The organism is Sphingobium sp. TomMM15, from assembly GCF_055397045.1.
Genome location: NZ_AP027314.1, coordinates 1,484,340 through 1,497,842, shown reverse-complemented (window position 1 = coordinate 1,497,842; position 13,503 = coordinate 1,484,340). Strand labels below are relative to the sequence as shown.

14 protein-coding genes are annotated in these 13,503 nt (G+C 61.6%); 10 read left to right on the top strand and 4 right to left on the bottom strand.

Annotation, left to right across the window (positions count from 1 at the left end):
* Positions 1–43 precede the first annotated feature (43 nt).
* From glmM to ACZ51H_RS07550, 5 genes are all read left to right on the top strand, one after another.
* Positions 44–1,384 carry a phosphoglucosamine mutase gene (gene glmM / locus ACZ51H_RS07570; protein WP_464801420.1) on the top strand — a complete coding sequence of 447 codons (1,341 nt, stop codon included), beginning with the start codon at positions 44–46 and terminating at the stop codon, positions 1,382–1,384.
* Positions 1,384–1,608 carry a DUF1272 domain-containing protein gene (locus ACZ51H_RS07565; protein WP_464801419.1) on the top strand — a complete coding sequence of 75 codons (225 nt, stop codon included), beginning with the start codon at positions 1,384–1,386 and terminating at the stop codon, positions 1,606–1,608. The genes glmM and ACZ51H_RS07565 overlap by 1 nt, the downstream gene beginning before the upstream one ends.
* Complete coding sequence (gene thiD / locus ACZ51H_RS07560) at positions 1,605–2,366, top strand: bifunctional hydroxymethylpyrimidine kinase/phosphomethylpyrimidine kinase (protein WP_464801418.1); 762 nt, start codon at positions 1,605–1,607, stop codon at positions 2,364–2,366. The genes ACZ51H_RS07565 and thiD overlap by 4 nt, the downstream gene beginning before the upstream one ends.
* Positions 2,359–2,958, top strand: a complete 600-nt coding sequence (locus ACZ51H_RS07555; protein ID WP_464801417.1) for a ribonuclease HII — start codon at positions 2,359–2,361, stop codon at positions 2,956–2,958. The genes thiD and ACZ51H_RS07555 overlap by 8 nt, the downstream gene beginning before the upstream one ends.
* A gap of 519 nt (positions 2,959–3,477) precedes the next feature.
* Positions 3,478–4,149, top strand: a complete 672-nt coding sequence (locus ACZ51H_RS07550) for a L,D-transpeptidase family protein (RefSeq protein ID WP_464801416.1) — start codon at positions 3,478–3,480, stop codon at positions 4,147–4,149.
* Positions 4,150–4,528: 379 nt separating this feature from the next.
* Here ACZ51H_RS07550 and folP read toward each other — a convergent pair whose 3' ends face one another.
* Together folP and ACZ51H_RS07540 are read right to left on the bottom strand one after the other, a co-directional pair.
* Positions 4,529–5,653 (bottom strand): dihydropteroate synthase, encoded by a 1,125-nt coding sequence (folP, locus tag ACZ51H_RS07545; RefSeq protein WP_464801415.1) that lies wholly within the window; start codon positions 5,651–5,653, stop codon positions 4,529–4,531.
* Positions 5,654–5,768: 115 nt separating this feature from the next.
* Positions 5,769–6,908, bottom strand: coding sequence for a DNA methyltransferase (locus ACZ51H_RS07540; protein WP_464801414.1), 1,140 nt, complete (start codon positions 6,906–6,908; stop codon positions 5,769–5,771).
* A gap of 287 nt (positions 6,909–7,195) precedes the next feature.
* On the opposite strand from ACZ51H_RS07540, the gene ACZ51H_RS07535 reads away from it, so the two are divergent.
* The 4 genes from ACZ51H_RS07535 (at position 7,196) to ahpF (ending at position 10,758) form a co-directional block, all read left to right on the top strand.
* Complete coding sequence (locus tag ACZ51H_RS07535) at positions 7,196–7,540, top strand: ArsR/SmtB family transcription factor (RefSeq protein WP_449473592.1); 345 nt, start codon at positions 7,196–7,198, stop codon at positions 7,538–7,540.
* Between the two features lie 105 nt (positions 7,541–7,645).
* Positions 7,646–8,344: a transcriptional regulator BetI gene (betI, locus tag ACZ51H_RS07530; RefSeq protein ID WP_464802867.1), complete on the top strand. Its 699-nt coding sequence runs from the start codon at positions 7,646–7,648 to the stop codon at positions 8,342–8,344.
* Positions 8,345–8,449: 105 nt separating this feature from the next.
* On the top strand, positions 8,450–9,013 hold the full coding sequence (gene ahpC / locus ACZ51H_RS07525; protein ID WP_196224206.1) for an alkyl hydroperoxide reductase subunit C: 564 nt from the start codon (positions 8,450–8,452) through the stop codon (positions 9,011–9,013).
* Between the two features lie 164 nt (positions 9,014–9,177).
* On the top strand, positions 9,178–10,758 hold the full coding sequence (gene ahpF, locus ACZ51H_RS07520) for an alkyl hydroperoxide reductase subunit F (RefSeq protein WP_464801413.1): 1,581 nt from the start codon (positions 9,178–9,180) through the stop codon (positions 10,756–10,758).
* Between the two features lie 267 nt (positions 10,759–11,025).
* Here ahpF and ubiG read toward each other — a convergent pair whose 3' ends face one another.
* Both ubiG and ACZ51H_RS07510 read right to left on the bottom strand, forming a co-directional pair.
* Positions 11,026–11,784: a bifunctional 2-polyprenyl-6-hydroxyphenol methylase/3-demethylubiquinol 3-O-methyltransferase UbiG gene (gene ubiG, locus ACZ51H_RS07515; RefSeq protein ID WP_464801412.1), complete on the bottom strand. Its 759-nt coding sequence runs from the start codon at positions 11,782–11,784 to the stop codon at positions 11,026–11,028.
* 42 nt (positions 11,785–11,826) lie between these two features.
* A complete protein-coding gene (locus ACZ51H_RS07510; protein WP_460986263.1) occupies positions 11,827–12,033 on the bottom strand; it encodes a hypothetical protein in 207 nt (68 codons plus the stop codon).
* Between the two features lie 167 nt (positions 12,034–12,200).
* On the opposite strand from ACZ51H_RS07510, the gene ACZ51H_RS07505 reads away from it, so the two are divergent.
* Positions 12,201–13,466, top strand: a complete 1,266-nt coding sequence (locus tag ACZ51H_RS07505) for an aspartate kinase (protein ID WP_464801411.1) — start codon at positions 12,201–12,203, stop codon at positions 13,464–13,466.
* The last annotated feature ends 37 nt before the right edge of the window (positions 13,467–13,503 follow it).

Genomic DNA, 13,503 nt, shown 5'->3' with positions numbered 1-13,503 from the left:
GCTATGGACGACGGCAACTTAGGTCGCGTTGCAGGACAGAATCATGAGCAGGCGTTATTTCGGCACCGACGGGATCAGGGGCCGTACGAACCAATGGCCGATGACCGCCGAACTGGCGATGAAGGTCGGCATGGCCGCCGGGAAGCATTTTCAGCGGGGGAGCCATAGGCATCGGGTTGTGATCGGGAAGGACACGCGCCTGTCCGGCTATATGGTCGAAAACGCGCTGGTCGCGGGGTTCACTGCGGTGGGGATGGACGTTGTTCAGTTCGGGCCGATTCCAACGCCTGCCGTGGCGCTGCTTGCTCATTCGATGCGAGCAGATTTGGGCGTCATGATTTCGGCCAGTCACAATCCCTATGCGGACAACGGGATCAAGCTGTTCGGACCCGATGGTTACAAACTTTCCGACGAAGATGAGATGAAGATAGAGGCGATGCTGGAGCAGGATATTCCGCTTGCAGCATCATCGGACATCGGACGTGCGCGCCGGGTCGAGGATGCCCGGGGCCGCTACATCCATGCGGTCAAATCCAGCTTTCCCGCCGACCTTCGCCTCGACGGGCTGAAGATCGTCGTCGATTGCGCGAACGGCGCCGCTTACCAGGTCGCGCCGTCGGCTCTGTGGGAATTGGGCGCTGAGGTGATCGCGATTGGGGTGACGCCGAACGGCATCAATATCAATGATGGTTGTGGATCGACCTCTCCCCTTCTGTGCCAGGAAACGGTCGTGTCGTCCGGTGCGGACATCGGGATCGCTCTTGACGGCGATGCCGACCGGCTGATCGTCGTGGATGAGAAGGGCCAGATCGTTGATGGCGATCAGATCATGGCGCTGATCGCCAGCAATTTCGCACGCGACGGATTGCTGCGGGGGGGCGGATTGGTTGCGACGGTTATGTCCAACCTCGGCCTGGAACGCTTTCTGGCTGCGCGAGGCATTAATCTCGAGCGCACCAAGGTTGGGGATCGTTATGTGCTGGAGCGGATGCGTGAGGGTGGCTTCAATGTTGGCGGTGAACAGTCGGGTCACATGATCCTGTCCGACTATGCGACGACCGGCGATGGGACCGTAGCGGCGCTTCAGGTGCTTGCTGCGCTTGTTCGCGCGGGCAAGCCCGCCAGCGAAGTGCTGCATCAGTTCGATCCCGTGCCGCAACTGCTCAAGAACGTCCGCTTTTCCGGTGGCAAGCCGCTGGAGCATGAGGAGGTCAAGCGGGTGATCGCGCAGGCGGAGAGTGAACTCAATGGTTGCGGCAGATTGGTCATTCGTCCGTCCGGCACGGAGCCTGTGATCCGTGTCATGGCCGAGGGCGATCGGGAAGATCAGGTGAAGGACGTCGTCGAACGGATATGCGACGCGGTGGCGAGGGTGGCAGCCTGATGCTGGATATGCGTCCTGATTGCGAACGATGCGGCGAGGATCTGCCAGCTGCGGAGCCGGGTGCGTTCATTTGCTCATTCGAATGCACCTTTTGCGCTGCCTGTGCCGAGGCGCTTGATGACCGTTGCCCTAATTGCAGCGGGGAACTGATGGACCGGCCGACACGCATAGGCGATGCGCTTGCGTGCCATCCCGCCTCTACCGAGCGTCACTACAAGGCATGAAGCCCGCGCGCATTTTGATCATCGCCGGGTCGGACAGTGGCGGGGGGGCTGGCATTCAGGCGGATATCCGTACAGTCACGCTGCTGGGTGGGCATGCGATGACGGCGATCACTGCGATCACTGCTCAGAATACGCTGGGGGTGCAGGGCGTGCATGCGGTGCCCACTGATATGGTGCTGCGGCAGATGGATAGCGTCATCAGCGATATCGGTGTGGATGGGGTGAAGATCGGGATGATCGGTTCGGCTGAGACTGCTCAGGCCGTTGCTGATCGGCTTGCGCAGTTGTCTGATGTGCCGATTATATTCGATCCGGTGATGGTCGCTACTAGTGGATCGGTGCTGGCGGACGAGGCGACGATTGCGGCGTTTGAGCGGTTGATGGCGCTGGCGACTTTGGTGACGCCGAATATTCCGGAACTGGAGGCGTTGGGGAGCGAGGAGATTGCGATCCGTTTCGGCACGCATGTGCTGGCGAAGGGTGGGCATGGCGAGGGGGCGATGCTGACGGATCGGCTGATTGGGCCGCGGGGGTTGGTAAAGTCATGGAGCAATGCGCGAATTGAAACGATTCATACGCATGGGACCGGGTGTACCTTGGCCAGTGCTATTGCTGCTCGGCTGGGGCAGGGTTCAGTACTAACAGAAGCTATTGAATTTGCTCGTAAATATGTTCGAGAGGCGTTGATGTTGGCGCCGGGGCTGGGGCAGGGTCATGGGCCTATGGGGGCGCCGTTCGGGTTTCACCAGCATGCCTGATTTTGCGCATGAGCGGTTGCATCATCCGGGCTTGGTCGCCGGGGTGGACGAAGCGGGCAGGGGGCCGCTTGCGGGGCCGGTGGTGGCCGCTGCCGTCATCCTGCGGCAGGAGGATTGCCCGGATGGCCTTAACGACAGCAAGCAGCTGACCGCCGCTCGGCGCGCCGTGCTGGAGGTCGAGATCAAGGCGCGGGCGCTGTGCTGGGGGATCGGGGTCGCGTCGGTCGAGGAGATTGATGAGATCAACATCCTGTGGGCGACGATGCTGGCGATGACGCGGGCGGTGGAGGCGCTGGCGCATGATTGCGCACATGTGCTGGTGGACGGCAATCGTTGCCCGCAATGGCGCTGGGCGTCGACGGCTGTGGTGGAGGGCGACGCCAAATGCCTGTCGATCGCCGCTGCGTCGATATTGGCCAAGGAGGCGCGCGACCGCATGATGATAGAGGCGGCGGCGGTGCATCCCCATTATGGCTGGGAAAGCAACAAGGGCTATGGTAGCCCGATGCATCTGGCGGCGTTGCGGGAACATGGTCCGACGCCGCTGCACCGCCGCAGCTTTGCCCCGGTCGCTCAGCTGGTCCTGTTGTAGGATCGATAGGGCGAAATTAACGGTGCGGCGCTTGGTCGCTTCATCCCACTGGCATCGAAGAGGATCGGGCGGCCGATCGAACGGCTAAGGCACCCGATCAGATCGGGTTGGACCACGCCCAAGGACGGTTTCAGCCCTTTCCATATTCTACCGGCGTCAGCAGATCAGTCACTGCGCTTGTCATCCGCATTTTCTGAACCGGCAGAGACGCCGGTTGCCTAAACAATGTTCTAGGATGTGTGGGGATTTAGCCCATGACGGCCTGCAAATGGCGACTTTCTGCGCTTCCGGTGCTCACGTACTGAAGTACGCTGCGTCGAAGCGAGGCACGTGACTCGCTTCGAGGTTCTCGAAATTCGCCATTTTCGCCTCGCCCTGAACTGAATCCCCACACATCCTAGTGCGCCGTATGCGGAAAGGATCAGCATTCTTAACCTGTTTCGCAATGGGATTAAGAATAGCGAGCAATTGACCGCTTCCCGACTGGTACAGTCGCGCATTATGGCTAAGAAAGTCTTTATGCGCGTGATGCCGTTCCTGCTGGCGCTGGTCGCCCTAGCTTCTCTTTCGCCGACGTGTGATGCTGCTGCTGCGCCAGCGATTCCGGATGGTGGGGTGGTGCAGCCGGGCGGCTATCGTTGGCTGGAGGAAGGGCCGTTCGATGGGCCGCTTTATCTGATCATCAGCCTTCAGCGGCAGATGGTGCATGTCTATAGCGGCGACCGGCTGGTGGGCGTGGCGAGCGTGTCAACGGGCACGGCGGGACATCGGACGCCGACCGGCGAGTTCACGATCCTGCAAAAGCGGGAATGGCATCGGTCCAACCTCTACAGCAATGCGCCCATGCCGTTCATGCAAAGGCTGACATGGGATGGGGTGGCGCTGCATGCCGGGCATAATCCGGGTTATCCGGCGAGCCATGGTTGCATAAGGTTGCCTACTGCTTTTGCCCGGACCTTGTTCGGGATGACGCAGCTTGGGACGCTGGTGCGGGTGAATGCGGATGAGTTGGGGCCTGCGTTGATGCTCGATCGGCTGGTGCTGGATGATCCGGGGACGGCGGTGGTGACTTTCACGCCGGGTGGCAAGCCGCCGGGGGTGGAGCAGGCGAAGGTTGAATTGGCGGCTAGGGATGTTCCTGTGCTCGCGATTGATCCGAGTGTGTTTCGGCCGAGGTTGCGGCGGTGGTAGGGTTGGTGCCTGTTTTCCGGAGGTCTGGGGCCTTCGTTTTGAACAGGTGAGGGCTTCGATCTGCTCAGCCTGAACGGGACGGCTTAGCACTGATAGCGGGCCTTTGCAGCTTTCCGGGTTGATTGCTGAAGAGAAGGAAGGGGCTTCGACAAGCTCAGCCCGAACGGGGGGCGGGTTGTTGGGCTGAGGCTCAGGGTGAACCGGGTTAAGAGTGCTTGCGATCCTTAGAGGCTGATCGTTTTACACGGAAGCATCGCATTAAGGCTGATTTTCCGTCACCCCGGGCTCGACCCGGGGTCCCGCTGCATCGGCAGCGTCAGAAAAGAAGCGGGACCCCGGATCAAGGCCGGGGTGACGATCACTCAAGCATGATCATGCTTCAGACCGCGCTCAGCCCTGCGTCGGCGAGGCCGCGCCAGAGGTGCAGGGCTTGCACGCTTTCCTTTACGTCATGGACGCGCACCATCTGCGCGCCGGATTGCGCGGCGCGGAAGGCGAGGGCGATGGAGCCGCCGAGGCGGTCGGGAGCGGGGGCTTCGTTGGAGAGGGCGCCGATCAGACGCTTGCGGCTTCCGGCGAAGAGCAGGGGCACGCCGAGGCCCTGAAACACCGACAGGCCGTTGACCAGCGCGAGATTGTCGGCGAGCGATTTGCCGAAGCCCAGGCCCGGATCGACCATGATCCGGTCGCGAGCGATGCCTGCGGCGACGCAGGCTTCGATGCGGCTTTCGAGCATGTCGAACACATCGGCGACGACATCGCCATAGCCGTCGGGATTGTCGTGCGGGTCATCGCCGGAGGAGGGCGCATGCATCAGGATGACGGGGCAGGCTGACCGCGCGGCGACTTCCATCGCGCGGGGATCGTGGGCGAGGGCGCTGACATCATTGATGACCTTTGCGCCTGCTGCAAGAGCCGCTTCCATGACGGACGCCTTGCGGGTGTCGATGGAGACCGGGACGCCTGCGGCGGCCAGTTTTTCGATGACGGGGACGACGCGGGCGATTTCGTCGCCCTCCCAGACTTTGGGCGCTTTGGGGCGGGTGGATTCCCCGCCTATGTCGATAAGCGCGGCGCCTGCGGCCGCCATGGCGAAGCCTGCGTCCGCTGCGGCTTGCGGGTCGTCCATATGCTTTCCGCCATCGGAGAAGCTGTCGGGCGTGACGTTGAGGATCGCCATGACTTGCGGCGCGTCGAAGCGGATGGTGCGATCGCCTAGTGCGAGCGGCTGGCGTTGGGCGGAGATGTTTGTTGCGAGACGTTGCGCTCGTTCGGCGAGCGCGTCGGGGAGGGTGGCGATGGTTTGGGCGAACTGGGCGACCGGGATTGTGGTTCGGGCGAGGCGTTGGGAGCCTTGAAGTGCGGTTAGCTCATAGGCCTGGAACCAGATGAGGCCGTTGGCCATGCGTGCCGCTGACCCATCGGGCAGGCCGATGGGGGAGGGGACGAACCATGTGGGCTTCAGGTAGAGCCGGGCGCCCTGGGGGAGAGTGGAGAGGGTCATGCTGGTCTCGTTCACGCTGCGCCTGTCGAGGGCTTTTCCTTGTTAAAGGAAAGGAAGGGGCTTCGACAGGCTCAGCCCGAACGGAGGTTGGTTTGGAGTTTTGGTATGGGCGCTATCAGGGTTCGTTTGCCAGCAGGTAAGTCTGGCGCAGCGTGTCGATGGGTTTGAGTGTGCCTTCAACCTCATGATGCCAGAACGTCCAGCCATTGCAGCTGGGGGCATTTTGCAGGGTTGCGCCGATCTTGTGGATCGAACCCGTGTCGGTGCCGACGCTGAGCGAGCCGTCCGCGCGCACGGTGGCCTGCCAGCGGCGCTTGGCGTCGGTCAGGATCGCGCCGGGCTGGAGATAGCCGGTTTCGACAAGCGTGCCGAAGGCAACCTTGGGCTGGCTCTTGGCGCTTTGCATGATGGTGAGGGCGGATTCGTCCAGCGGCAGGGCGGCTTCGATCCGCTCCATGGCGACTTCGATATAGCTGTCTTCACGTTCGATGCCGATCCATTTGCGGCCGAGGCGCTTGGCGACCGCGCCGGTAGTGCCGGTGCCGAAGAAGGGATCGAGCACGACGTCGCCCGGCTTTGTGCAGGCCAGAAGCACGCGATAGAGCAAGGACTCGGGCTTTTGCGTTGGGTGCGCCTTGGTCCCGTTGCGCTTCAGCCGTTCCTGCCCGCCGCAGATCGGCAACACCCAGTCGGAGCGCATCTGAAGCTCGTCATTGAGCGTCTTCATCGCTTTATAGTTGAAGGTATATTTGGCGTCCTCGCCCTGGCTGGCCCAGATCAGCGTTTCATGCGCGTTGGTGAAGCGGGTGCCCTTGAAATTGGGCATGGGGTTCGACTTGCGCCAGATGATGTCGTTGAGGATCCAGAAGCCTTCGTCCTGAAGGGCGGTGCCGACGCGGAAGATGTTGTGGTAGCTGCCGATGACCCAGATGCTGCCATTGGGCTTCAAGATGCGGCGGGCCTGCGCCAGCCATGCCTTCGTAAAGCGGTCATAGCTGCTGAGCGTATCGAATTTGTCCCAGTCATTGTCGACGGCATCGACCCGGCCGCCTTCGGGGCGGAACAGGTCGCCGCCCAGCTGAAGATTATAGGGCGGATCGGCGAAGATCATGTCGATGCAGGCGTCGGGCAGCTTTGCCATTTCGGCGATGCAGTCGCCGCGCAGCAGGCAGTTTGCCGGGACGTTGACCGCCTCTTTTTCGATCGGCGCAACCGCCCTTTTACGCCGCGGTGCGACGCGTTCCATGACACCCATTATGTGACCCCCATTCGTTTCGAGGACCAGCGTTGAGTCGTCGAGAGTCCGGCGTCAAGATCAACGGCTTAGCCATTGAGCCTCAGACAAAAGTTAACAGCGTGAGAACGAAAGAGGTAGACACGACATGTTGAGTCCGGATTTAGCCAAGGGACTCAATATCAGGTGGTGTGACTCAAAAGACTCAGCTGCTGGACCCCGCCAACTTTTTTTGGTTAACGTCGCTTCGATCCGTCAAAAACGGTCTTCGCTTGATCTTCTCATAATCATTTGGTTATGAGTTCGCAATGAATGATCCTGTTTCAAGTGGCGACCGCTCGGCGGCATGTGACGAACTTTTCAAGGCGCTTTCCGATGGGACGCGGCGGGCCTTGCTGGAATATCTGGTGAAGGAGGGCGAGCAGAGCGTGCATGCCCTGACGGCCGTCTCCGATGTATCGCAACCGATGGTGTCGCGGCATCTGGGGAAGCTGAAGCGCGCACGTTTGGTGACGGCTCGCCGGGCGGGGCGGGAGACCTATTATGCGGCGCGGGTGAAGGGCCTGGCTCCGGTCGTGCAGTGGATGGCGATTTATGGGGCACTGTGGTCGCAACGCTTTACCGCTTTGGAAGAATTGAGCGAGCCCGCCTGACGGGGCTGCGCGCCATAATTCCCCTTGCATTGCTGGCCTAAATGGTGATCGAAGGCGCGGTGATCCATGTTGCGGGAAGGGGGCGGGATGTGCCGCCCTAAGGGCATGCGGCATGGTGACGGGAAACGAGACGTGGATAAGATTGCAGGCCGCCTTGGTAGGATAGAGGGGCGCGCGCGCTTTGTCAGGGAAACACCCGATGTCAGGCGTCAGGCGCTGATCGAAGCGACGGCGCAGTGCCTTGCGGAGAAGGGCGTGGCCGCGACTTCCGTCCGGGCGATCTGTTCGCGGGCGGGCGTTTCGGCGGGGTTGCTGACGCATTATTTCGATGGTGTCGATGCCCTGATCCTCGCCACCTACCGCGAGGTTGGAAATAAGGTGGCGGCGGCGCTGGAGCAGGCCGTGGCGGAGGCGGGGCCTGATCCGCTTGACCGGCTGTGGGCTTATATAAGGGCGAATTTGCAGCCGCCGGTGCTGGACCCCAATTTGCTGGCGACCTGGATTTCCTTCTGGAGTCTGGTGAAGACCAGTCCCGAGATCGCTGCGACGCATGCGGAGACCTATGGAGGGTCGCGCGAGCGGTTGGAGGTGTTGCTGCGCGAGGCGGCGCCGCAGATACCGCGTCCGGCTGCGCGGATCGCGGCTATCGGGTTGACGGCCATGTTGGATGGGCTGTGGCTGGAGCTTTGTCTGGATTCCTCGACCTTCACTATCGATGAGGCGCTGGAGATGGCCAGGGAAGCGATGACCTATGTCCTTCAGAAGCCAAGGGATGAGCCGGTCGATCAATCATTGGGAGCTTGATCGCTTTTCTCAATCAGTGGTGTGAAGAAAAGCAATTTCCCCTTACCCTGCTACCTCCCTACATAGGCCGGGCAACAGCAACCCTAAGAAGGAACTGGAAAGCCCATGGCTCTCATCAACACCAGCATCAAGCCGTTCAAAGCCACCGCGTTCAAGGAAGGCAAGTTCGTCGACGTCACCGACGCGGACGTGAAGGGCAAGTGGGCGATTTTCTTCTTCTACCCCGCTGACTTCACCTTCGTGTGTCCGACCGAGCTTGAAGACCTAGCCGGTATCTACCCGACGCTGCAGTCGCTGAACGTGGAAGTCTATTCGGTTTCGACCGACACGCACTTCAGCCACAAGGCATGGCACGACACTTCGCCCGCGATCAGCAAGATCAACTATTATATGCTGGGTGACCAGTCGGGCCAGATCACCAACAATTTCGACGTAATGCGTCCGGGCGTTGGCCTGGCTGACCGCGCGACCTTCCTGGTCGATCCCGAAGGCGTGATCCAGTTCATGGAAATCACTTCGGAAGGCGTCGGCCGCAATGCGACCGAACTGCTCCGCAAGGTCAAGGCTGCGCAATATGTCGCCGCTCACCCCGGCGAAGTGTGCCCGGCCAAGTGGGAAGAGGGTGAAGAAACCCTGGCTCCCTCGCTCGACCTCGTCGGCAAGATCTAAGCAAAACCTGACCTTTCGCCGGGCCGGGTTGAGCAACTCCCCGGCCCGGCGGGGGTTTTACCTGACAATTTGACCGCTGACATGCCGGACCTTCGGGTCGTATCGTCCGGCAAGCGGACCCGCGTGCCCACGGGAGGCGCGCCAATTCAATGGAGCTACGATAGATGTTGGACGCAAATCTGAAAGGCCAGTTGAAGGCCTATATGGCGAACATCACGCAGCCGATCGAGCTGGTGGCGTCGCTGGACGAAGGCGCGAAGTCGCGCGAGTTGGAAGGCTTGCTGAACGAGATTGCCGAGCTGTCGGACAAGGTGACGGTCACTTCCGGCAATGACAAGCGCAAGCCGAGCTTTATGATCCGGCGGGCGGGGACCGATATCGGCGTGACCTTCGCTGGCATTCCGATGGGGCATGAGTTCACGTCGCTGGTGCTCGCGCTGTTGCAGGTGGGCGGCCATCCGTCCAAGGCGGCGCAGGAGTTGATCGAGCAGATCAAGGATCTGGACGGCGATTTCAGTTTCGAAACCTATTTCTCGCTGTCGTGCCAGAACTGCCCCGACGTGGTGCAGGCGCTGAACCTGATGAGCGTGCTCAATCCCCGGATCAAGCACGTCGCGATCGACGGCGCGCTGTTCAAGGAAGAGGTAGACGCGCGCCAGGTGATGGCGGTGCCGACTGTGTTCCTGAATGGCGAGCCCTTCGCTTCGGGGCGCATGGAGCTGGAGCAGATCGTCGCGAAGATCGACAGCGGTGCGGCGGATCGCGCGGCGGAGAAGATCAAGGCCCAGGAGCCGTTCGAGGTGCTGGTGGTCGGCGGCGGCCCCGCTGGTGCGGCGGCGGCGATCTATGCGGCGCGCAAGGGTATCCGTACCGGTGTCGCGGCGGAACGCTTCGGCGGGCAGGTGCTCGACACGATGGCGATCGAGAATTTCATCTCGGTAAGCCATACCGAGGGGCCGAAGCTTGCCGCGCAGCTGGAAGCGCATGTGAAGGATTATGATGTCGAGATCATGAACCTGCAAAAGGCGGCCAAGCTGATCCCGGCTCAGAGTGAGGGCGGTTATCATGAGGTCGTGCTGGAAAGTGGTGCTTCGTTGAAGGGGCGCACCGTCATCCTGTCCACCGGCGCGCGGTGGCGGCAGATGGGCGTGCCGGGCGAGGATGAATATCGCAACAAGGGCGTAGCCTATTGCCCGCACTGCGATGGCCCCTTGTTCAAGGGCAAGCGCGTGGCGGTGATCGGCGGCGGCAATAGCGGCGTGGAAGCTGCGATCGACCTGGCCGGTATCGTCGCCCATGTGACGCTGATCGAGTTTGACAGCCAATTGCGCGCCGACGCGGTGTTGCAGCGAAAGCTCGCCAGCTTGCCCAATGTGCGGATCATCACTTCGGCGCTCACCACCAAGGTGGACGGCGATGGAGCCAAGGTTACGGGTCTGTCCTACAAGGACCGCAACAATGGCACCGAGCATGATGTCGAGCTGGAGGGCATTTTCGTGCAGATCGGGCTGGTCCCGAACACGGAATGGCTGAAGGACGCGATCGCGCTGTCGCCACGCGGAGAGATCGAGATTGACGCCAGGGGCGAAACGAGTCAGCCAGGTATATTCGCTGCGGGCGATTGCACGACCGTGCCCTACAAGCAGATCGTGATCGCCATGGGAGCAGGATCGACAGCGGCGCTTTCCGCCTTCGATTATCTTATCCGCCTGCCCGCTTCGGAAGAGGCGGCGCAAGCAGCCTGACGAGACAACCCTCCGAGCGGGGGATTGGGAAGCGGTCGCCCCCAGGCCCGGTGGCGGCCGCTTCTTAGTGTGTTGGGTTGAGGGGGCCGTACCTCTTGATTGAATCCCTCACCCCGTTCGGGCTGAGCTTGTCGAAGCCCTCTCCTTTTTAAAAGGAAGTAGAGCCCTTCGACAGGCTCAGGGCGAACGGATGAGAGATGGTACGGATCTTAAGCACAAAGCTCCGCGCCCCTCGTGAGCCCTACATCTCATTCCGGGCGCGCCTGTTCATCCCGTCAACGCGCGCCGTCCATCGCCAGCGTGGCGGGCGGTCAGCAGATAGTTGATCGCCTTGTTCGACGAGAGCGTGAAGCCTTTGCGCGGGTCGAAGGAGAGGCCGGTTACATCCGTCACCTCCAGTCCGGCCTTCACCAGCATGTCTTTCAGCTCCTCGGGCGTCAGGAACTTGTCCCAGTCGTGCGTTCCCTTTGGAATGCCGCCGATACCTTCGCCGATGCGGATCATGGCGAGGCGTGAGAGTGGTGTGCGATTTGGCGTGGACATGACGAGCAGGCCGTTGGGACTGAGCTTGTCCGCCAGCGCACGGACGAAGGCGGCGGGGTCGGTGACATGCTCCACGACTTCCATGGAGGTGACGAGATCGAAGCTTCCGGCGTTGAGCTGTTCGACGGGCGTCGCGCGATAGTCGATCAGGAGACCCTGACCGTCCGCATGGGCGCGGGCGATGGCGATATTTTCTTCCGCCGCGTCGAGCGCGGTGACCGCAGCGCCCAACCGTGCCAGAGGTTCGGACAAAAGGCCCGCGCCGCATCCCACATCCAGCGCAGATTTGCCTTCAAGTGGGAGGAAGCTGCTTTCCTCGCCAAGCCAGTGTCTGTCGATCGCGCTACGAATATAGCGCAGCCTTACCGGGTTGAGTTTGTGCAGCATGGCGCTGCTGCCCTTGGGGTCCCACCAGTCGGCCGCCATTGCGCCGAAGTGCGCGGCTTCGCGGGGATCGATCGTGCTTGTCGCTGAATTGGCCATGCGCCCTGACTATCAAGCTGCGCGACTGCGCGCCACGGGCATTTATGTCTTGCGCGGTGGCGGGCCTTCGCCGTCAAGATATTTATCCTCGGCGTCCAGCTGGCGGCGCAGCTCGCGCGTAGCCGCTTCCGTCCTCGCCAATTCTTCGGGGCTTCTATGCCGACGGTTGCTCATCATCACGTAGATCAGCACCGCCGCCAGCAGGATCGGGCCTCCGATCGTGATGAGCCCGTACAAGATTCCGTCCATGGCTTCTTCCTTCCATTCTTCGAGTGAAAGGAATGAGGGGTGAGCCGTGGTGTTCCGCCCCGGCCGATGGCTTGCTTGCCATATCCGCCGCTGCTGCTATAGCGGCGCCGTTTTTCCCCGGAGGGGGACGGACGCTTTCCAGATCAGCAGACAGGTTTGACAGGCAAATGGCGCGCATCGTGATGAAATTCGGCGGCACCTCCATGGCGGGGATGGAGCGAATTCGCAACGTGGCCGCGCGCGTGAAACATGTTGTCGAACAGGGGCATGAAGTCGCTGTTGTCGTATCCGCGATGGCGGGCGAGACCGACCGTCTGGTGGGGTTCTGCAAGGAAGCTTCCGCGCTTTACGATCCGGCGGAATATGACGTCGTGGTTGCAAGCGGCGAGCAGGTGACTAGCGGTCTGCTGGCCATGACGTTGAAGGCCATGGGTGTGGACGCGCGCAGCTGGCTCGGTTGGCAGCTGCCGATCCGTACCAATGAAGCCCATGCCAAGGCACGCATTGGTGAGATCGACACGATCGATCTGCTTTCGTCCATGCGCGGCGGCACCGTGGCGGTTATCCCCGGTTTTCAGGGCATGATGGAGGATGGCCGCATCTCGACCCTGGGTCGTGGTGGTTCGGACACTTCGGCGGTCGCGGTTGCGGCGGCCCTGAAGGCTGATCGCTGCGACATTTATACCGACGTCGATGGCGTCTACACCACCGACCCGCGCATTGTGGCGAGGGCGCGCAAGCTCGACCTCGTTACCTATGAGGAAATGCTGGAACTGGCATCGGTCGGGGCCAAGGTGCTCCAGACCCGCTCGGTCGGCCTCGCCATGAAGGAAGGCGTGGTCGTGCAGGTGCTTTCCTCCTTCGATGATCCCACCCAGACCGACCTCCCCGGTACGCTGATCGTCAGCGAAGAGGAACTGGAAGCCAAGCTCAAGGAAGACAAGATGGAACGTCAGCTCATCACCGGCATCGCCCATGACAAGAATGAGGCGAAGATCACCCTGACCCGCGTGCCGGATCGTCCGGGCGCGGTGGCGCACATCTTTGGCCCGCTGGCCGATGCGGCGATCAACGTCGATATGATTATCCAGAATGTCGGCCGCGACAAGGGCGAGACGGACGTTACCTTCACCGTGCCGGGCGCTGATCTGGCCCGCGCGCTGGACGTGCTGGAAAGCCAGAAGGACGAGATCGGCTTCAACCGCGTGATCCCCGATACGAAGGTCGCGAAGATTAGCGTCGTGGGCGTCGGCATGAAGAGCCATGCGGGTGTCGCGTCGACGATGTTCAAGTCGCTGGCGGAGCGTGGGATCAATATCCTCGCCATCTCGACCAGCGAGATCAAGGTTTCGGTGCTGATCGACGAGGATGAGACTGAGCTGGCGGTGCGTGTGTTGCACACGGCTTATGGGCTCGACGCGCCGGTCGCTTGACCTTTTCTCCCCTCCCCTTCAGGGGAGGTCGGGGGTG